Annotated in this window: 11 protein-coding genes, 3 tRNA genes and 1 pseudogene; 8 read left to right on the forward strand and 7 right to left on the reverse strand. The window is 71.7% G+C overall.

Annotation, left to right across the window (positions count from 1 at the left end; genetic code table 11):
* The first annotated feature begins 243 nt into the window (after nucleotides 1–243).
* The 5 genes from HET64_RS13275 to HET64_RS13295 all read left to right on the forward strand — a co-directional run bounded on the left by HET64_RS13275 (nucleotide 244) and on the right by HET64_RS13295 (nucleotide 7,458).
* Nucleotides 244–1,182, forward strand: coding sequence for a sirohydrochlorin chelatase (locus HET64_RS13275; protein WP_215105121.1), 939 nt, complete (start codon nucleotides 244–246; stop codon nucleotides 1,180–1,182).
* Between the two features lie 53 nt (nucleotides 1,183–1,235).
* On the forward strand, nucleotides 1,236–2,585 hold the full coding sequence (locus tag HET64_RS13280; RefSeq protein WP_215105123.1) for a deoxyguanosinetriphosphate triphosphohydrolase: 1,350 nt from the start codon (nucleotides 1,236–1,238) through the stop codon (nucleotides 2,583–2,585).
* Between the two features lie 125 nt (nucleotides 2,586–2,710).
* Entirely contained in the window at nucleotides 2,711–3,970 is a 1,260-nt protein-coding gene (locus HET64_RS13285; RefSeq protein WP_215105125.1) for an NAD(P)/FAD-dependent oxidoreductase, read from the forward strand.
* Between the two features lie 93 nt (nucleotides 3,971–4,063).
* Nucleotides 4,064–5,986: a DNA primase gene (dnaG, locus tag HET64_RS13290; RefSeq protein ID WP_215105127.1), complete on the forward strand. Its 1,923-nt coding sequence runs from the start codon at nucleotides 4,064–4,066 to the stop codon at nucleotides 5,984–5,986.
* A 380-nt stretch (nucleotides 5,987–6,366) separates the two neighbouring features.
* Complete coding sequence (locus tag HET64_RS13295; protein ID WP_215105129.1) at nucleotides 6,367–7,458, forward strand: RNA polymerase sigma factor; 1,092 nt, start codon at nucleotides 6,367–6,369, stop codon at nucleotides 7,456–7,458.
* Between the two features lie 79 nt (nucleotides 7,459–7,537).
* Here HET64_RS13295 and HET64_RS13300 read toward each other — a convergent pair whose 3' ends face one another.
* The 4 genes from HET64_RS13300 to HET64_RS13315 form a co-directional block, all read right to left on the reverse strand.
* Nucleotides 7,538–9,466, reverse strand: a complete 1,929-nt coding sequence (locus tag HET64_RS13300) for an ABC transporter ATP-binding protein (RefSeq protein ID WP_215105131.1) — start codon at nucleotides 9,464–9,466, stop codon at nucleotides 7,538–7,540.
* Nucleotides 9,466–11,199, reverse strand: a complete 1,734-nt coding sequence (locus tag HET64_RS13305) for an ABC transporter ATP-binding protein (protein ID WP_215105133.1) — start codon at nucleotides 11,197–11,199, stop codon at nucleotides 9,466–9,468. Before HET64_RS13305 ends, HET64_RS13300 begins: the two co-directional genes overlap by 1 nt.
* A gap of 108 nt (nucleotides 11,200–11,307) precedes the next feature.
* Entirely contained in the window at nucleotides 11,308–12,759 is a 1,452-nt protein-coding gene (locus HET64_RS13310) for an FGGY family carbohydrate kinase (protein WP_215105134.1), read from the reverse strand.
* 66 nt (nucleotides 12,760–12,825) lie between these two features.
* Nucleotides 12,826–13,131, reverse strand: coding sequence for a YtxH domain-containing protein (locus HET64_RS13315; protein WP_215105166.1), 306 nt, complete (start codon nucleotides 13,129–13,131; stop codon nucleotides 12,826–12,828).
* A gap of 182 nt (nucleotides 13,132–13,313) precedes the next feature.
* On the opposite strand from HET64_RS13315, the gene HET64_RS13320 reads away from it, so the two are divergent.
* From HET64_RS13320 to HET64_RS13330, 3 genes are all read left to right on the forward strand, one after another.
* A tRNA-Asn gene (locus HET64_RS13320) sits at nucleotides 13,314–13,386 on the forward strand.
* Between the two features lie 5 nt (nucleotides 13,387–13,391).
* A tRNA-Asn gene (locus HET64_RS13325) sits at nucleotides 13,392–13,464 on the forward strand.
* A 234-nt stretch (nucleotides 13,465–13,698) separates the two neighbouring features.
* A tRNA-Ile gene (locus tag HET64_RS13330) sits at nucleotides 13,699–13,772 on the forward strand.
* An 875-nt stretch (nucleotides 13,773–14,647) separates the two neighbouring features.
* Here the strand turns inward: HET64_RS13330 and xdhC are convergent.
* From xdhC to HET64_RS13345, 3 genes and pseudogenes are all read right to left on the reverse strand, one after another.
* Nucleotides 14,648–15,451 (reverse strand): annotated as a pseudogene (gene xdhC / locus HET64_RS13335) (xanthine dehydrogenase accessory protein XdhC); the annotation flags it as partial.
* A gap of 1 nt (nucleotide 15,452) precedes the next feature.
* Complete coding sequence (gene xdhB / locus HET64_RS13340; RefSeq protein WP_215105138.1) at nucleotides 15,453–17,870, reverse strand: xanthine dehydrogenase molybdopterin binding subunit; 2,418 nt, start codon at nucleotides 17,868–17,870, stop codon at nucleotides 15,453–15,455.
* Complete coding sequence (locus HET64_RS13345) at nucleotides 17,867–19,330, reverse strand: xanthine dehydrogenase small subunit (RefSeq protein WP_215105140.1); 1,464 nt, start codon at nucleotides 19,328–19,330, stop codon at nucleotides 17,867–17,869. The genes xdhB and HET64_RS13345 overlap by 4 nt, the downstream gene beginning before the upstream one ends.
* Nucleotides 19,331–19,805 lie beyond the last annotated feature (475 nt).

Consider the following 19,805-nt stretch of genomic DNA (forward strand, 5'->3'; position numbering starts at 1 on the left):
CACCAGAACCCCCCTGTCGTTCCTCTGTCCGTCGCGCCGGCCGCGCCACCCGCCCCCACCCCACCTGACGACCGGGATGCCGCAAAGGTTCGCCGGCCGCCCCGGTTTGTGGCGTCCGACACCGCCGGGGGAGCGGGTGGCGCCGGCGTACGCACACCGCTGCCGCCCCCACCGTGAGGCGGCGGAAAACGCCTGTGACCCTCGCGCAACGACCCGGCAACCTCCGCCCGGCACCATCGGTCCATGACGGAGCAGCCCCTCGAACAGCCCCACCGGTCGCCCCCGATGACCGACGGCACCGCGCACCTCCCCACCCGCGTCACCGACCGGCTCGGCACCCAGCTCAGCCCCGTCCCCCGGAACGGAACCCGCAGCCCCATGCACCGCACCCGGCACCCCGACCGTCCCGCCGAGGAGCGGCGCGGAGCCTCCGCCCCGGCCCTGGTCGCCGTGGCGCACGGCAGCCGCGACCCGGAGGCCCCGCGCACCGTGCTGGCCCTCCTGGACCGGGTGCGCGACCTGCGCCCCGGCCTCGACGTCCGGCTCGGCCACATCGAGCTGAACGCGCCCCTGCTCCCGGACACCCTGGACGGCCTGCGCGGGGCCGACGCCGTCCTCGTACCGCTGCTCCTGGGGCACGGCCACCACGTCAAGCACGACCTGCCCGCCACGGCCGCCGCCGCCCCGGGCGTACGCACCCGGATCGCCGCACCGCTCGGTCCCCACCCGCTGCTCGTCGAGGCGCTGTACGGGCGGCTCGTCGAGGCCGGCTGGGACCCCGCCGACCAGGGCGGCCGCCGCGCCGCCGTGGTCCTCGCCGCCGCCGGATCCCGCGACCCCGACTCCGCCCGGGACACCCGGCACACCGCCCGCCTGCTCGCCGAACGCCTCGGCGTGCCCGTCGTCCCCGCGTACGCCTCCGCCGCCACGCCCACCGTCCCGGCCGCCCTGCGCGCCCTGGCAGCCCGGGGCCGCCACCGGACCTTCGTCGCCTCGTACTTCACCGCCCCCGGCCGCTTCGCGAGCGCCTGCGCCGACGCCGTACCGCACCGGGCGGCCGCCCCGCTCGGCGCCCACCCGGCGATGGCCCGCCTCGTACTGCACCGCTACGACCAGGCACGGGCCGCCTCGGAGGGTGCCCGGGCCCCGGCCGACGCGGTGAGCCTGCTCGCTTCCGCCTGACATCCGGGCCCGCTCACGCCACGTTGTCCGTCCCGGTCGCTACTGTCGGAACCATGGACGGCACACAGGGCGCACACGGGGCAGATCCGACACACGGCGCACACGGCGCACCGAGCGGGCAGGGGCCGAGCCCCTACGGGGCCGCCGACACCGAGCGCTTCGACACCGAGGAGGACAAGCGCCCCGGCCGCACCGCCTTCCAGCGCGACCGCGCCCGGGTCCTGCACTCCGCCGCACTGCGCCGGCTCGCCGGGAAGACCCAGGTCGTGACGCCCGGCACCCGCTCCCTCGTCTGGGACGCCAGCCCCCGCACCCGGCTCACCCACTCCCTGGAGTGCGCCCAGGTCGGCCGCGAGCTGGGCGCGGTCCTCGGCTGCGACCCCGACCTGGTGGAGACGGCCTGCCTCGCCCACGACATGGGCCACCCGCCGTTCGGCCACAACGGCGAACAGGCCCTCAACGACTTCGCCTCCGACTGCGGCGGCTTCGAGGGCAACGCCCAGTCGCTGCGCCTGCTGACCCGCCTGGAACCCAAGCGCTTCGTCCGCGACCCGCGCACCGGCGACCTGGTCAGTGTCGGCCTCAACCTCACCCGGGCCGCCCTGGACGCCGCCACCAAGTACCCCTGGCCGCGCGGCGCGCACCCCACCGACCCGCACTCCGCCAAGTTCGGGGTGTACGCCGACGACGTCCCGGTCTTCGCGTGGGCCCGCGAGGGCGCCCCCGAGGACCGCACCTGCTTCGAGGCCCAGGTCATGGACTGGTCCGACGACGTGGCGTACAGCGTGCATGACTTCGAGGACGGGCTGCACGCCGGGCACATCGACCCCAACTGCCTCTACGCCGAGCCGGAGCGCGAGGAGATCTGGGCCGTCGCCATCGGCCGGTACGTCCCCGCCGGCACCGACCCGCAGGAGCTGTCCGAGGCCCTGGACCGGCTGATCGACCAGGACTGGTGGCCGCACGGCTACGACGGCTCCGCCGTGGCCCAGGCCCGTCTGAAGGACGCCACCAGCCAGCTCATCGGCCGCTTCTGCACGGAGGCCGAGACCGCCACCCGCGCGGTGTACGGCCCCGGCCGCCTCGGCCGGTACGGCGCCGAGCTGGTCGTCCCGCGCGCGGTGCGCCACGAGTGCGCGGTGCTCAAGGCGGTCGCCGACCGGTACGTCATGCAGCGCGCCGAGCAGGAGGCCATCCGCGCCGACCAGCGCGTCGTGATCGCCGAGCTGGCCGCCGCCCTCACCGCCCGCGCCCCCGAAGGCCTGGAACCGCACTTCCGTGCCCTGTTCGACCAGGCGCCCGACGACCACGCCCGCAAGCGGGTCCTCATCGACCAGATCGCCGCCCTCACCGACGCCTCCGCACGATCCCTGCACGCCGCGCTCACCGCCCGTCGTGGGTGACCGGCAGACTGGAACCTGACCACTGGGGGTGACCTGTCCCGGGCACCCCCTCTTTCGCCATCACGCTGCGTGCGGGACGCTCGCAGCCGGGGGCGCCGCGCAGCACAGCACTGAGGAGGCATCAAGTGGTCGACGCACACCAGACGTTCGTCATCGTCGGAGCAGGACTCGCAGGGGCGAAGGCGGCCGAAACGCTGCGCGCCGAAGGGTTCACCGGCCGGGTGATCCTCATCGGCGACGAGCGCGACCACCCCTACGAACGGCCGCCGCTCTCCAAGGGCTACCTGGAAGGCAAGGCCGAACGCGACAGCGTCTTCACCCACGAGCGCGCCTGGTACGCGGGCGCCGACATCGAACTGCACCTCGGCCAGCCGGTCACCGCGCTCGACCGGTACGCGAAGACCGTGCAGCTCGGCGACAACACCGTCATCCACTACGACAAGCTGCTGCTGGCCACCGGCTCCGAACCGCGCCGCCTGGACGTCCCCGGCACCGACCTGGCCGGCGTCCACCACCTGCGCCGCCTCGCCCACGCCGACCGGCTGCGCAACGTGCTCGCCGCCCTCGGCCGCGACAACGGCCACCTGGTCATCGCCGGAGCCGGCTGGATCGGCCTGGAGGTCGCCGCCGCCGCCCGCGGCTACGGGGCCGAGGTCACCGTCGTCGAGGCCCAGCCCACCCCGCTGCACCAGGTCATCGGCCCCGAGCTCGGCCAGATCTTCACCGAGCTGCACAGCGCGCACGGCGTCCGCTTCCACTTCGGGGCCCGCCTCACCGAGATCACCGGCCAGGACGGCATGGTCTTCGCCGCCCGCACCGACGACGGCGAGGAGCACCCCGCCCACGACGTGCTCGCCGCGATCGGCGCCGCCCCGCGCTCCGCCCTCGCCGAGGCCGCGGGCCTGGAGATGGCCGACCGCGCCCACGGCGGCGGCATCGCCGTGGACGCCTCGCTGCGCACCTCCGACCCGCACATCTACGCCGCCGGGGACGTCGCCGCCGCCGCCCACCCGCTGCTCGGCACCCGGCTGCGCGTCGAGCACTGGGCGAACGCCCTGAACGGCGGACCGGCCGCCGCCCGCGCCATGCTCGGCCAGGACGTGAGTTACGACCGCGTCCCGTACTTCTTCTCCGACCAGTACGACCTGGGCCTCGAATACTCCGGCTGGGCCCCGCCCGGCTCCTACGACGAGGTGATCATCCGGGGCGACGCCGGGAAGCGGGAGTTCATCGCGTTCTGGCTGAAGGACCGCCGCGTCCTGGCCGGGATGAACGTCAACGTGTGGGATGTCACCGAAACGATCCAGGAGCTCATCCGGGAGCGCCGGCAGCACGACCCGGAGGCCCTCGCCGACCCGTCGGTCCCGCTGGACTCCCTGCTCTGAGGACCCCCGCCGGGGCCCGGGCGGCACCGCCCGCGCCCCGGCCGGCCGACCGCCGGGGCCCGGACTGTCCGAGGCCACCCGTAGACTTCACACGTGGCTGGCAGGATCAATGACGACGACGTGAAGGCGGTACGGGACGCGGTCCCGATCGACTCCGTCGTGTCCGAATACCTCCAGCTGCGCAACGCGGGCGGCGGAAACCTCAAGGGCCTCTGCCCCTTCCACGACGAGAAGTCCCCCTCCTTCCAGGTCAGCCCCGGCAAGGGCCTGTTCCACTGCTTCGGCTGCCAGGAGGGCGGCGACACGATCGCCTTCGTGATGAAGATCGACCACCTCTCCTTCTCGGAGACGGTCGAGCGCCTCGCCGCCAAGGCGGGCATCACCCTGCGCTACGAGGAGGGCGGCTACAACCCCTCCCACCAGCGCGGCGAACGCATCCGGCTGATCGAGGCCCACCAGGCCGCCGCCGAGTTCTACGTCCGCGCCCTGGAGAGCCCCGAGGCCGAGATCGGCCGCACGTTCCTCGCCGAGCGCGGCTTCGACCAGGACGCCGCCGCCCACTTCCGCGTCGGCTACAGCCCGGCCGGCTGGGACCACCTCACCCGCTATCTGCGCGGCAAGGGCTTCAGCGACAAGGAACTGATCACCTCCGGCCTCTCCCAGGACGGCCGCCGCGGCCCCATCGACCGCTTCCGCGGCCGGCTGATGTGGCCCATCAGCGACACCGCCGGGGAGATCGTCGGCTTCGGCGCCCGCAAGCTCCGCGACGACGACAACGGCCCGAAGTACCTCAACACCCCCGAGACCCCGGTCTACAAGAAGTCCCAGGTGCTGTACGGCATCGACCTGGCGAAGAAGGACATCGCCAAGGCCAGCCGCGCCGTCGTCGTCGAGGGCTACACCGACGTCATGGCCTGCCACCTCGCCGGGGTCACCACCGCCATCGCCACCTGCGGCACCGCCTTCGGCAACGACCACATCAAGATCCTGCGCCGCCTCCTCATGGACAACGGCAGCGCCCGCGTCATCTTCACCTTCGACGGCGACTCGGCAGGACAGAAGGCCGCCCTGCGCGCCTTCGAGGACGACCAGAAGTTCGCCGCCGAGACGTACATCGCCATCGCCCCGGACGGCATGGACCCCTGCGACCTGCGGCTCGCCAAGGGCGACGACTCCGTACGCGACCTGGTCGAGCCGCGCACCCCGCTCTTCGAGTTCGCCCTGCGCCAGATCGTCGGCCGGTACGACCTGGAGACCCCGGCCGGCCGCGCCGCCGCCCTCGACGAGGCCGCCGCCGTCGTCGCCAAGATCAAGACGAGCAGCGTGCAGCGCGAAGTGGCTGTCCAGCTCGCCGGGTTCGTCGGCATCCTCGACCAGGAGTTCGTCGTCCACCGCGTCGCCCAGCTCGCCCGCTGGGCCCGCGACAAGGGCGGCGACCACGGGGACCGCGGCGGCCGGCGCGGCGGAGCCCCGGGCCTGCGCGGGGGAGCGCCGCAGCAGCCCGCCCCCGCCCCCGGCTTCTCCGGACCCGCGCTCAACCTCCGTAGCCCCGCCCACCGCACCGAACGCGAACTGCTCAAGCTCGCCCTCCAGAAGCCCGCCCTGGTCTCCCCGGCCTTCGACGCGTACGGCCCGGACGAGTTCACCGCCCCGCCCTACGCCGCCGTGCGCCAGTGCATCGAAGAGGCGGGCGGCGCCGAACAGGGCCTCGCCGACAACCGCGAATATCTGGTCGCCGTCATGGACGCCGCCCCCGACAACACCGTCCGCAGCCTCGTCACCGAGCTCGCCGTCGAGGTCTTCATCGGCAAGACCATCGACGAGACGTACGCCGGCATGCAGCTCGTCCACGTCCGGCTGCGCGCCGTGGACCGCCGCATCAACGACGTCCAGGGCAGCCTCGCCCGCCTCGGCAGCCACGTCGCACCCCAGGACCTGGCCGCCGCGCAGAACGAGGTCTGGGTGCTCCAGCAGTACGCCCAGTCCCTCCGCGCCCAAGGCGCCGCCGCTCTCTGAGAGGCCGCTGAGCCCCTCATGGCTGTCCCGCGATTCCCGGCGGGCGCACGACGACGGCTACGGCGCCCCGCCGCGTTGTCGGAACATCCCCGTACATCCAGCAGGCGGATGCCCCGCCGCCTTGCGACGCACCGCGTCTGACGCCGCGCGCTCATCCACCGCGAACCGCGGGACGGCCCTTGGCGGCCGACGCGGGTAACCGTCCGGTGACGGACCGGAACCAGAAAGTCCCCGCACGCCCCTCGTGACAGTCGTGTGTCGTACCCCACACTGGGGAATGTCTGAGTCATCGGAGCACGCCGGCCCGCAGGAGAGCACCTCGGGGCCGGACAGACCTCCACCCCCCGTCATCCGGCAGCGATCACCTGGAGGTCGCCCCCGTGCAGACCCGGACCGTGACGACCACGACCGAGACCATGGCGGCCATCCCGGCGCAGAACAGGTCCCTGCACCACCCGGAGACCACAGCCGGCCCGCCCGGATACGCACCCGAGGCAGTCATGGTGGAAGCGACGCACCTCCCCGACCCCCCGGAGCCGCGGAACCGGGCGGACTCCGGCGGCCCCACCTCCGACCTGTTCCGGCAGTATCTGCGCGAGATCGGCCGCATCCCGCTGCTCACCGCCGCCGAGGAGGTCGAACTCGCCCGCCGCGTCGAGGCCGGGCTCTTCGCCGAGGAACGCCTCGCGGGCACCCCGGACCTCGACTCCCGCCTCGCCGGAGACCTGGACCGGCTGGTCGTGATGGGCCGCACGGCCAAACGCCGCCTCATCGAGGCCAACCTCCGCCTCGTCGTCTCCGTCGCCAAGCGCTACGTCGGCCGCGGGCTGACCATGCTCGACCTGGTCCAGGAGGGGAACCTCGGGCTCATACGGGCCGTGGAGAAGTTCGACTACGCCCGGGGCTACAAGTTCTCCACGTACGCGACCTGGTGGATCCGCCAGGCCATGTCCCGCGCGCTGGCCGACCAGGCCCGCACCATCCGCGTCCCGGTCCACGTCGTGGAACTGATCAACCGCGTGGTGCGGGTCCAGCGCCGGTTGCTCCAGGAACGCGGCGTCGAGCCCAGCGCCGAGGACGTCGCCGGCGAGCTCGACCTGACGCCCGAGCGGGTCACCGAAGTCCTCCGCCTGGCCCAGGAGCCCGTCTCCCTGCACGCCCCCGTCGGCGAGGAGGACGACGTCTCCTTCGGCGACCTCATCGAGGACGGCGACGCCGCGTCGCCCGTCGAGTCCGCCGCCTTCCTCCTGCTGCGCGAACACCTGGAGGCCGTGCTCTCCACCCTCGGCGAGCGCGAACGCAAGGTCGTGCAACTGCGGTACGGCCTGGAGGACGGGCGGCCCCGCACCCTGGAGGAGATCGGCCGGATCTTCGGCGTGACGCGCGAACGCATCCGCCAGATCGAGTCCAAGACCCTCAGCAGGCTGCGGGACCACGCCTTCGCCGACCAGCTCCGCGGCTACCTCGACTGATCCACCGGGACCTCCTCCAGGGTCTTCCGTCTGGATCAGGCCGGACCCCGCGAGCCCGGCATGATCCGGACGAGAGGCTCTAGTCCACCTCGGCCAGCGCCTCCGCGAACTGGGCGGCGTACAGCCGGGCGTAAGCGCCCCCGGCCGCCAACAGCTCCTCGTGCGTGCCCTGTTCGACGATCGACCCGTTCTCCATCACCAGGATCACGTCCGCGTCCCGGATCGTGGAGAGCCGGTGCGCGATCACGAACGACGTACGCCCGTGGGCCAGGCGCGCCATCGCCTTCTGGATCAGCACCTCGGTCCGGGTGTCCACCGAACTGGTCGCCTCGTCGAGGACCAGGATCACCGGGTCGGACAGGAACGCCCGCGCGATGGTGATCAGCTGCTTCTCGCCCGCGCTGACCCCGCTGCCCTCGTCGTCGATCACCGAGTCGTACCCGTCGGGCAGCGTCCGGATGAACCGGTCCGCGTGCGCCGCCCGGGCCGCCTCCTCGATCTCTTCCCGGGTGACCTCGCGCGAAGCGCCGTACGCGATGTTCTCCGCGATCGTCCCGCCGAACAGCCAGGTGTCCTGGAGCACCATGCCGATGGAGGACCGCAGATCGTCCCGCGACATCTTCGCCACGTCGACCCCGTCGAGCGCGATCCGCCCGCCGGTCACCTCGTAGAACCGCATCAGCAGGTTGACCAGCGTCGTCTTGCCGGCCCCGGTCGGACCGACGATCGCGACGGTCTGCCCCGGCTCCACGCTCAGCGACAGATCCTCGATCAGCGGCTTCTCCGGGTCGTAGCGGAAGGCCACCTTCTCCAGTGAGACCCGGCCCTCCAACCGCTCCGGGCGCTCGCCGTGCTCCGGATCCGCGTCCTGCTCCTCGGTGTCCAGCAGCTCGAAGACCCGCTCCGCCGAAGCGATGCCGGACTGCACCAGGTTGGCCATCGAGGCGACCTGCGTCAGCGGCATCGAGAACTGCCGCGAGTACTGGATGAACGCCTGCACGTCACCGATCGACAGCGTGCCCGAGGCGACCCGGAGCCCGCCGACCACCGCGACCAGCACATAGTTGATGTTCGAGATGAAGAACATCAGCGGCTGCATGAGCCCGCTGGCGAACTGGGCCTTGAAACCCGCCTCGTACAGCGCCTCGTTCTGCTCGGCGAAGTCCCGCGCGGACTCCTCCTGCCGGCCGAAGACCTTCACCAGGGTGTGCCCGGTGTACATCTCCTCGATGTGGGCGTTGAGCGTCCCCGTCACCCGCCACTGCTGCACGAACTGCGGCTGCGACCGCTTGCCGACCTGCGTCGCCACGACCACCGACAACGGGACCGTCACCAGCGCTACCAGCGCCAGCAGCGGCGAGATCCAGAACATCACGATCAGCACGCCGACGATCGTCAGCAGGGAGTTGATGAGCTGCCCCATCGTCTGCTGGAGCGTCTGCGAGATGTTGTCGATGTCGTTCGTCGCCCGGCTCAGCACGTCACCGCGCTTGGCCCGGTCGAAGTACGACAGCGGCAGCCGCGCCAGCTTCGTCTGGAGGTCCTCGCGCAGCTGGAACACGATCCGGTTGATCACCCGGATCGACAGCCGCGTGGAGACCAGCATCAGCAGCCCGGCCCCGACATAGATCACCAGGGCCACCAGCAGGACGTTCCCCACCGCTCCGAAGTCGATGCCCTCGCCCGGGGTGAAGTCCACCCCCGAGAGCATGTCGGCCATCGACCCCCTGCCGTCCTCCCGCAGCCCCTCGATCGCCTGCGCCTTCGTCGTGCCCTCGGGCATTCCGCGCCCCACCACACCGGCGAAGATCAGGTCGGTCGCCTTCCCGAGGATCTTCGGACCGGCCACCGACAGCGCGACGCTCACCGTCACCGCGGCCAGCATCAGCCACAGCGAGGACTTCTCCCGGCCGAACCGTCTCAGCAGCCGCCTGCTCGACCCCTTGAAGTCCATCGACCGGTCGGTGGGCGCGCCCCCGGCCATCATCCGTCCGCCCGGACCGGCCATTACGCGGCCTCCGCTTCCGTCAGCTGGGAGAGCACGATCTCCCGGTATGTTTCGTTGCCGTCCATCAGCTCGTGATGGGTGCCGGTCCCCACGACCCGGCCCTCGTCCAGCACCAGGATCCGGTCCGCGTCGCGGATGGTGGACACCCGCTGCGCCACGATCACCACGGTCGCGCCGGCCGTCTCGCGCCCCAGCGCCGCCCGCAGCGCGGCGTCGGTCGCGTAGTCCAGCGCGGAGAACGAGTCGTCGAACAGATAGATCTCCGGGCGCTGCACCAGCGTCCGGGCAATGGCGAGCCGCTGCCGCTGACCGCCGGACACATTGGTACCGCCCTGCGCGATGGGCGCGTCGAGCCCGTGCTCCAGCGCCTCGACGAACTCCTTGGCCTGCGCCACCTCCAGCGCGTGCCACAGCTCCTCGTCGGTGGCGTCGGGATTCCCGTACCGCAGGTTCGTCGCGACCGTCCCCGAGAAGAGGTACGGCTTCTGCGGCACCAGCGACACCGTCTTCGCCAGCAGCACCGGATCCAGCGTCCGCACGTCCTCGCCGTCGACCAGCACCTCGCCGTCCGTCACATCGAACAGCCGGGGTACGAGCCCGAGCAGCGTGGACTTCCCGCTGCCCGTCGACCCGATGACCGCGGTCGTCTCCCCGGGCCGGGCCACCAGTTCCACGGCCCGCAGCACCGGCTCCTCCGCGCCCGGATAACGGAACTCGGCGCCTCGCACCTCCAGATGCCCGTGCCGCCGCAGCTCGGTCACCGGAGCGACGGGCGGCACCACACTCGACTCGGTCCCGAGGACCTCCTCGACCCGCTCGGCGCACACCTCGGCGCGCGGCACCATCATGAACATGAACGTGGCCATCATCACGGCCATCACGATCTGCATCAGATAGGCGAGGAACGCGGTCAGCGCGCCGATCTGCATCCCGCCGCTGTCGATACGGTGCGCGCCGAACCACACCACCGCGACCGACGACAGGTTGACCACCGTCATCACGGTCGGGAACATCAGCGCCATCAGCCGTCCGGTCGCCACCGACACATCGGTCAGCTCGGTGTTGGCGCCCCGGAACCGCTTCTCCTCGTACCCGTCCCGGACGAAGGCGCGGATGACCCGGTTGCCGGTGATCTGCTCGCGCAGCACCCGGTTCACCCCGTCCAGCCGCTCCTGCATGGTGCGGAACAGCGGTCCCATCTTCCGGACGATGAGGCCGACCGAGACACCGAGCACCGGCACGACCGCCAGCAGCACGGCGGAGAGCGGCACATCCAGGCCGAGCGCCATGATGATGCCGCCGACGCACATGATCGGGGCCGACACCATCAGCGTGAAGGCCAGCAGCACCAGCATCTGGATCTGCTGGACGTCGTTGGTGGTCCGGGTGATCAGCGAGGGCGCCCCGAAGCGCCCGAGCTCACGGGCCGAGAAGGACTGCACCCGGTCGAAGACGGCGGCCCGCACATCGCGCCCGAGAGCGGAGGCGGTGCGCGCCCCGTAATAGACGGCCCCCACATTGCACAGCACCTGCAGAACACTGACGGCGATCATCAGACCGCCGAACTCCAGGATGTAGCCGGTGTCGCCCGTGACGACACCGTTGTCGATGATGTCGGCGTTGAGGCTGGGCAGATACAGCGTGGCGCAGGTCTGGAGCAGCTGGAGGAACACCAGCAGCACGATGGGTTTCTTGTACGGGCCCAGATGGGTCCGCAGGAGTTTTATGAGCACGCGGGTCTCTCGGAATCGGCGGCAGGCAGAAGCCGCCCCAGTTTCGCGTACGCCGTACTCCGAGAGCGAACCCTTTTCGCCAAGCGCAGGTCAAACCTGGAGCGGGGCCTACTCCGGGTGCGCGCCGCCGAACGCCCCGGGGTGGATCTGGTCCCGGGTCGCCGCGTACTGCTGACGCACCGCGCCGCCGACCGCCAGCTCGTCACCGGGCTCCAGCACCTGGGCCGCCGCGCCCTGCCAGGCCGGGGGAGTGCGCGGGTCGAGGGAGCCCTGCGAGACCCCGAGCGCCCACGCCGCCTGGCGGGCCGCGCCGATCGCCGCGTACTGGGCGGGCTGCGGCACCACGACCTGGGTGCCGAACACCGCCGGAGCCAGGGCCTGCACGGCGGGCAGCTCGGCGGCGGCACCGAGCAGGAAGACGCGCCGCACCTCCACCCCCCGCCCCCGCAGTACGTCGAGGGCGTCGGCCAGCGAGCAGAGCATCCCCTCGAACGCGGCCCGCGCCAGATGCTCCGGCTTCATCGACTCGCGCCGCAGTCCGCTCAGGGTGCCCGCGGTGTGCGGGAGCTGCGGGGTGCGCTCGCCCTCCAGATACGGCAGCAGCACCAGCCCGGAGGCCCCCGGCGTCGACTTCAGCGCCAGCGCGGACAGCTCCTCCAGCCCGTCCACGTCCAGCATCTCGGCGGTCCCGCGCAGCGCACGCACGGCATTGGAGAGGTGCACCACGGGCAGATGCATCCCGGTGGCGTCGGCGAACGAGGTGATCATCCCGTTCGGGTCGGCGAGCGCCTCGTGGTGCACCGCCATCACGGACCCGGAGGCCCCCAGCGACACCACCGCGTCGCCCACCGCGACCCCGAGCCCGAAGGCCGCGGCCATGGTCTCGCCGGTGCCCGCGGAGATCAGCAGCCCTTCCGGGGTCATCCCGGCGGAGTCGGCGGGGCCGAGCACCTCGGGCAGCCCGGCGGAGTGGCCGAGGGCCAGCTCGACCAGATCGGGCCGGTAGGCGGCGGACCCGGCCGACCAGTAGCCGGTGCCCGAGGCCGCGCCCCGGTCCGTGGTCCGCCGGGCGGGCCGGCCCAGCAGCTGCCACACGAGCCAGTCGTGCGGCTGGAGCACGGCGGCCACCCGCTGGGCGTTCTCCGGCTCGGTCCGCGCCAGCCAGCGCAGCTTCGCCACCGGCTGCGCGGCCCCCGGTACGGCCCCGACGGCTTCCGCCCAGGCACCCCGCCCGCCGAGCGCGTCGACGAGATCGGCCGCGGCGACCTGCGCCCGCCGGTCGTTGCCGAGCAGAGCGGGACGCACGAGGTTGCCCTGCTGGTCCAGCGGCACGAGCCCGTGCTGCTGCGCGGAGACCCCGATGGCCTGCACGCCTTCGAGCAGCCCGCCGGAGGCCGCCTCGCCGAGCGAGAGCAGCCAGGCCTGCGGATCGACCTCGGTGGCCTTCGCCTCGACCGGATGGGCGGCGTACCCCTCCCGGAGGACGGCGCCCGAGTCCGTGTCACAGACGACGATGTGAGTGAAGGCGGAAGAACTGTCCAACCCCGCGACTATGCCCATGGGGAGATTCTGCCGCACCCCGCGTCTTTCCCGTAACCGCCGCCGTACGCGACGAGGCCCCGGACCCTAGGTATTGGTGGTCCCCCAGTCGTCCTCCAAGCCGTTCTGGCTGCTGCGGTCCCGCAGCGACCGGACCCGCTCGGCGACGGAGGCGGGCACCTTGTCCCCGACCTTGTCGCTGACCGAGTGGTACGCCTTGCCCGCGAAGTCCCGTCCGCTGTGCGCGGCGCTCTCGGCGGCGTTGCGCACGGCGGGGTTCTCCGTGAACTGCCGGGCCGACTTCTTCAACTGCTCGTAACGCTCGCGCCCGGCTCGCGTGCCGAGCACGTAACCGAGGGCCACTCCGGCGATGAACGTGAGCCGGTACCGCATGGCTGCCACCCTTCCTACGCTTGGTGCGACGTGTGCAGCCCGCCTACCCGCGACCACCCGAGATCACCCCGGGCGATACCGATTGGCGGAGCACCCCCCTGCTTGCGCTAATGTATGTGTCGCAGCGAACGCGCGCCGCCCGGCAGCCGCCAGGCAGGTAAGATTTCGCAGCGACGCAGCAATCCCCTGTAGCTCAATTGGCAGAGCAGCCGGCTGTTAACCGGCAGGTTACTGGTTCGAGTCCAGTCGGGGGAGCGCGATCCCCTGTAGCTCAATTGGCAGAGCATTCGGCTGTTAACCGGAGGGTTACTGGTTCGAGTCCAGTCGGGGGAGCGGAACGGAAGAGGGCCCTTCGGGGTCCTCTTTCGCGTGCCCGGTCGATGCCTTCCCGACGTCCCCGAGGGGCCCCGGAGTGACTCTTTCGGGTCTCCTTGATCTCGCCTGCAACCGGGCAGCACGCAGCGCCGTCCTCAAGATCAGGTGAAGTCGGCCATCCGAAGCGAGAGATCGTATGACCGGCTATGCTGCGGCAGACGGTGCGCACACTTGTACGCGCCACGCCGAAACGGGGCGGTAGCTCAGCCGGTTAGAGCAGCGGACTCATAATCCGTCGGCCGTGGGTTCGAGTCCCACCCGCCCCACCGAGCGTCCCCAGGCAGAATCGTTCTGGCCTGGGGAAACGTGGATTTCGCGGCTTCTTTCCGTGCGGTACTGGCCGCGCGCCGTGCGGTACTGACCCGCTGTCGCAGCATGTCAGCACACATCAAGATGCGCCTGACCTGGCCTTTTACGGCGATTGCCGGGGAGAGCATCGTGGCGCGGTCCCACGGCCGTTGAGCGATGCCACGGCTGCTGGTCGATGTGAGACCGCTCGTCGCGGCACGTTCTCCGGCAGTCGCTGGAGTCCGAACCGTGCTGGATGCTTGTGGTCAGCATGTGGCTGAGGGCGTCAGGCGCTGGGATCCTCGGGACGTACCGGCGGTCGCTTCCGCCCAGCAGCAGGAATGCTCGTCCTCGCTGGCGAAGACAGGAAGGCTCACGCGAGCCGGCCGCCAGGTCCCAGGCTCCGAGGCGGCGCAGGCGTCTCCCGGTCGGTCAGAACGCCTGCAAGTACACCCGGGTTGTGCGGGCATCCAGTTCGAGGACGTGGATCTCGATCCACTGGACCTCGGTCCGGCGGCCGTCCCCCACGCAAGGCGGGCAGACTCCGGCCCAACAGACGCCCTTCTTGCTCTGAAACTCGGCGAGGCCGAGATGTCCGAAGAGCTCCGTGGGGGCGCCGGCGACGCCGGAGAGATCCGCGGACAGACAACGTCAGAAGCCTTTCGGGGGGCGGACGGGGACGGCGCTGCGGGCGCCGTCCCCGTCCGTGCGATCAGACGACCGTCTTCAAGTGAGGGGACACGTAGACGACGTTCGTATCTGCGGCCCGGAACCCGCCCTGGGCGGCCCCGTACGCGTTCTCGTCGATGCCGGCGTCCACCGGCTCGTCACGGTGGAGTTCCTCCGTCTCGTTCCCCTCGGCCTCGAAGGTGCGCAGCAGGTCGGCCGCGACGCTCACGGCGATGGTCGCGGGGTCCTTGCCGGTGATGTCGGCCAGCCCGATCGGGGTCTTGATCCGGTCGATGGCCGCCTCGTCGTGACCCCCCTCCGCGAGGAGGCGCTTGCGGAACCGCCCCCACTTGGCCGCCGACCCGATCAGCCCGACGGAACCGAGGTGCGGTGTCCGCAGGGCGGCGTCGCAGAGAGCGGCGTCCTCGGCGTGATCGTGGGTCATGATCAGGACGTGGGTGCCGCGCGGCAACGTGTCGAGGACCTCCTCGGGCAGCAGCGGAGTGTGGTGTACCCGCACCCCCGCCACCGCGTCCGCGAGGACGGCGAGCCGCTCCTCGGCGAGGATGTCCGAGCGGCTGTCGATCAGATGCAGGTCGAGGTCCTGCCGTGCCAGGACGCGCGCCAGCTCCATCCCGACGTGCCCGACGCCGAAGATCGCCACCGCCCTCACCACCGGGAGCGGTTCGAGCAGCACCGAGACCGTGCCACCGCAGCACTGGACGCCGTGCCGGTTGGTCACCTTGTCGTTCAGGGCGAAATCCAGCAGCTCCGGTTCGGCCGCGGACGCGGCGATCATCTCCCGGGCCCGGTCGATCGTGACCGCCTCGACGTTGCCGCCACCGATCGAGCCCCAGGTCTCGCTCCGCCCCACGACGAGTTTCGCGCCGGCGTTCCGAGGGGCGTGGCCGCGCACGGTCGCGACGGTCACGAGCACGCCGGCCTCCCGGCGTGCTCGCAGCCGGGCGACCGCGGCGAACCAGGTCATGTCAGGCACCGCTCAGCGCTTCCGCCTCGGTTCGCGTCCCGGCCTCGGTGGCGAACCCGTCGCCGTGGTGACCGTCGGGGGAGGAGGCGGCCCGACGGCTCGCCTCGACCGCCCAGTACACCGCCTCCGGGGTGGCGGGCGAGGCGAGTTCCACGCTCACTCCGGCGGGCCCGAACGCCGCGGCGGCCTGCCGCAGCGCCTCCCGTACCGAGAACGCCAGCATCAGCGGAGGCTCACCCACGGCCTTGGAGCCGTAGACCGCGCCCTCCTCGGTGGCGTTCTCCAGCAGCCGGACGTGGAACTCCTCCGGCATCTCCGAGAAGCTGGGCAGCTTGTACGTACTCGCCGCCTGGGTCAGCAGCCGGCCGCGGCCCGGCCCGTCACCGGTGTCCCAGCGCATGTCCTCCAGGGTCAGCCAGCCCGCGCCCTGCACGAAACCGCCCTCGACCTGCCCGATGTCGATCATCGGGGAGAGGCTGTCGCCGACGTCGTGCACGATGTCCACCCGCCGGACGCGGTAGGCGCCGGTGAAGCCGTCCACCTCCACCTCGGCCGCGGCGGCACCGTAGGAGAAGTACTTGAACGGTGAGCCCTGGAACGCCTTCGCGTCCCAGTGGAGCCCCTCGGTCCGGTAGAAGCCCGACGCCGACAACTGCACCCGCTGGAGGTACGCGGCGCGCACCAGGTCGTCCCAGGCCAGTTCCTCGTCGCTGCCGAGGGCACGCGCGACGCCCTCGACGATGCGTACGTCCGAGGCGTTCGTCCCCAGCCGGCCACCGGCCACCTGGAGCAGCCGCTCGCGGATCTGCTCGCAGGCGTTCTTCACCGCCGCGCCGTTGAGGTCCGCCCCCGCGCTGGCCGCGGTGGCGGAGGTGTTGGGCACCTTGTCGGTCCGCGTCGGGGCGAGGCGCACCTTGTGCAGCCCGATGCCCAGTGTCGTGGCCGCGACCTGGAGCATCTTGGTGTGCAGGCCCTGGCCCATCTCGGTGCCACCGTGGTTGATCAGGACCGAGCCGTCCTTGTAGACCAGGACCAGTGCGCCGCCCTGGTTGAAGGCGGTGAGGTTGAACGAGATGCCGAACTTGATTCCGGTGACCGCGAGCCCCCGCTTGGTGTTCGGGTGTGCGGCGTTGAACGCCGCTATCTCCCGTCGCCGGTCGGCGACGCTGCCGTCGGCGCATACCTGCTGCCATACGGTGGAGATCCGTTCGGGGTGTGTGACCAGCTGCCCGTACGGCGTCGTCCGGCCCTGCCCCGGCCGGTAGAAGTTGCGCTCGCGCAGCTCCATCGGGTCCAGGCCGAGCAGCGGCGCGCACCTGCCCATGATGTCCTCGATCACCAGCATGCCCTGCGGACCGCCGAAGCCGCGGAAGGCGGTGTTGGAGACCTTGTTGGTCTTGGCGATACGGCCCGCGACCCGTGCGTTGGGAATCCAGTAGGTGTTGTCGATGTGGCACAGCGCACGGGCGACCACCGGCTCGGACAGGTCCAGGCTCCAGCCTCCGTCCGCGGTCAGGGTGGCGTCCAGGGCCCGGATACGGCCTTCGGCGTCGAAGCCGATCCTCCACTCCGCGTGGAACCCGTGGCGCTTGCCGGACATGGTCAGGTCCTGGGTGCGGTTGAGCCGGACCCGGACCGGCCGGCCGGTCAGCCGGGCGCCGAGCGCGGCGACGGCCGCGAAGCCGTGCGGCTGCATCTCCTTGCCACCGAAGCCGCCGCCCATCCGCAGGCACTGCACGGTCACCTCGTGACTGTGCAGGCCGAGCACGTGCGCGACGATCTCCTGCGTCTCGGAGGGGTGTTGGGTGCTGCTCTGGACGAACAGCTGCCCGCTCTCGTCGACCAGGGCCAGCGCCGCGTGCGTCTCCAGATAGAAGTGTTCCTGGTCGGAGAACTGGAACTCGCCCGAGAACACGTGCGCGGAGTCGGCGAAGCCGGCGTCGACGTCGCCGGTGAGCATGCTGGGCCGGGCGCCGTGGAAGCTTCCGGCCGCGATCGCTTCCCCCAGCGCGATCAGGGAGGGCTGCTCGTCGAGGTCGACCTCGACGGCCGCCGCCCCGAGCCGGGCCGCCTCCAGCGTCTCGCCCAGCACCCAGGCGACGGCGTGACCGTGGAACATCACCGTGTCGGGGAACAGCGGTTCGTCGTGCTTCATGCCGGCGTCGTTGACGCCGGGCACGTCGGCGCCGGTCAGCACGCGGACCACACCGGGCACGGCGAGCGCGGGCCCGGTGTCCAGCCGGCTGATCCTGCCGTGGGCCTTCATGACCTGGACCGGGTAGGCGTGCAGCACGTCCTTGGTGCGATGGACCAGGTCGTCGGTGTAGAGCGCGGCGCCGGTGACGTGCTGGGTGGCACTCTCGTGCGGCATCGACACGCCGACGACCGGCTTCTCGGGGCGCTGGGACAGCTGGCTCATGACGAAACCGCCTCGGTGGTCTGCGCGTACAGCTTCAGAAGGCTCTGGCCCAGCATCGCGGAGCGGTAGGCGGCGCTGGCGCGCTGGTCGTTCATCGGCGTGCCCTCCGCCCGCAGCACCCGGGCCGCGGCCTCGACGGTCTCCGCCGCCCACGGCCTGCCCTCCAGGGACTCCTCGGTGGTCAGGGCGCGGATCGGGGTGGCGGCGACTCCGCCCAGACCGATGCGGGCCTTCCGGACGATCCCGTCCTCGACGTCGAGCGCGAAGGCGACCGCCACGCTGGAGATGTCGTCGAAGCGCCGCTTGGCGATCTTGTGGAAGGCCACGATCGGCGACAGCGGCAGCGGGACGCGTACCGAGCGGATCAGCTCGCCGGGACGGCGCACGCTCTGCCGGTAGCCGGTGAAGTACTCCGCGAGGGGAACCTGTCGCTCTCCGTCGTCGTCGGCGAGCACCACCGACGCCTCCAGCGCGAGCAGCACCGGCGGGCTGTCTCCGATGGGGGAGCCGGTCCCCAGATTGCCGCCCAGCGTCGCGCCGTTGCGGATGAGCCGCGACGCGAACTGCGGGAACAGCTCTGCCAGGAGCGGGACCCGGCCGTCGAGGCGGCGTTCGATCTCGGTGAGCGTCAGCGCCGCTCCGATCTCGACGGCGTCGGATCCGACGCGCAGCTCCCGCAGTTCGGGCAGCCGGTCGACGGCGATGACGCAACCCGCCCTGCGGGCGCGGATGTTCACTTCCACGCCCCAGTCGGTGGAGCCGGCGACCACCACCGCGTCGGGCCGCTCGCGCAGCAACCGCAGGGTCTCGCCCAGGGTGTTCCTCCGCAGGAACGCGCTGCCGTCCCGGACGTACTCGGTGGCGACGGGCGCGGGCGGGGACTGCGCACGGCGCTGGGCGAGCGGGTCCTCCTCGGTGGGCGCGCCGACGGCGAACGCGGCATCGCGAATCGGACGGTATCCGGTGCAGCGGCACAGGTTTCCGCTCAGCGCGTGCAGATCGAAGCCGTTCGGCCCGTGCTCGGGGTCGGTGTCCTCGGCCGGCTCCGCGTGGGCGCAGCGGTCGGGCCGGTAGTACTCGGCGGCCATGCTGCAGACGAACCCCGGTGTGCAGTAACCGCATTGGGAGCCGCCGCGGACCGCCATCTCCTCCTGCACCGGGTGCAGCGCGCCCGGCGGGCCGGCCGCGCCGACGGTGGCGAGACCCTCGGAGGTGACCACCTCCTGTCCGTCGAGCGCCGCGGCCGGGAGCAGGCAGGCGTTGACCGCCACCCAGTCGGTGGGCTCGCCCGTCCCGGGACGGGCGACCAGGATCGCGCAGGCGCCGCACTCACCCTCGGCGCAGCCCTCCTTGGTGCCGGTGAGGCCACGCTCGCGCAGAAAGTCCAGCACCGTGGTGTGGGGCGCGGCCGGTGAGATCGGCGCTTCGGTCCCGTTGACCGTGATGCGTGGCGTCGTCACGAGAGGCCTTCGTTCCGCTGCGCGGTGGGTCGATTCATCATCTTCGTCAATGTCGGACAGCTCTCTTGATTCGGACGCGCCACGGGAGGGGAGCGGGCGCGAAACGGCGCACGACAGCGATGCCCCGCGAAGAAGCGACGGAAAAGGAGGGGGAAGCGGCGAGGCGGGGCAGCCGAAGGCGCCACGGAAGGGCACCGGAGAAGGGGGCGTGCTCAGCAGCCGTGCGCGATACGCCCTGGAACCCAGGCGGCGCACTCGGCGAGGCGACCGAGGTCGGAGTAGGTGAACATCAGCTGGTCGCCTCCTTTCGAGGACCGGGGGGCGGCGTTCACGGCAAAGTAGTTGCTGCCGTCATGGAGGTCAAGAGGCCGCCCGCCGCCGAGGCTTGCGCGAACGGCTTCCGTGACCGTCGTGCTCCACCGCCTGCCGCAGGCGGAAAGCCGCGTGCCGCCTGCTGTCGTACGCCCGCCTGCCG

The organism is Streptomyces sp. McG3 (assembly GCF_018619185.1).
Taxonomy (GTDB): domain Bacteria; phylum Actinomycetota; class Actinomycetes; order Streptomycetales; family Streptomycetaceae; genus Streptomyces.

Excerpts from the sequence above, each read along its gene's own strand:
- HET64_RS13275 (WP_215105121.1), top strand. The coding sequence starts at position 244 with ATGACGGAGCAGCCCCTCGAACAGCCCCACCGGTCGCCCCCGATGACC.
- HET64_RS13280 (WP_215105123.1), top strand. The coding sequence starts at position 1,236 with ATGGACGGCACACAGGGCGCACACGGGGCAGATCCGACACACGGCGCA.
- HET64_RS13300 (WP_215105131.1), bottom strand. The coding sequence starts at position 9,466 with ATGGCCGGTCCGGGCGGACGGATGATGGCCGGGGGCGCGCCCACCGAC.
- HET64_RS13310 (WP_215105134.1), bottom strand. The coding sequence starts at position 12,759 with ATGGGCATAGTCGCGGGGTTGGACAGTTCTTCCGCCTTCACTCACATC.
- HET64_RS13315 (WP_215105166.1), bottom strand. The coding sequence starts at position 13,131 with ATGCGGTACCGGCTCACGTTCATCGCCGGAGTGGCCCTCGGTTACGTG.
- xdhB (WP_215105138.1), bottom strand. The coding sequence starts at position 17,870 with ATGAGCCAGCTGTCCCAGCGCCCCGAGAAGCCGGTCGTCGGCGTGTCG.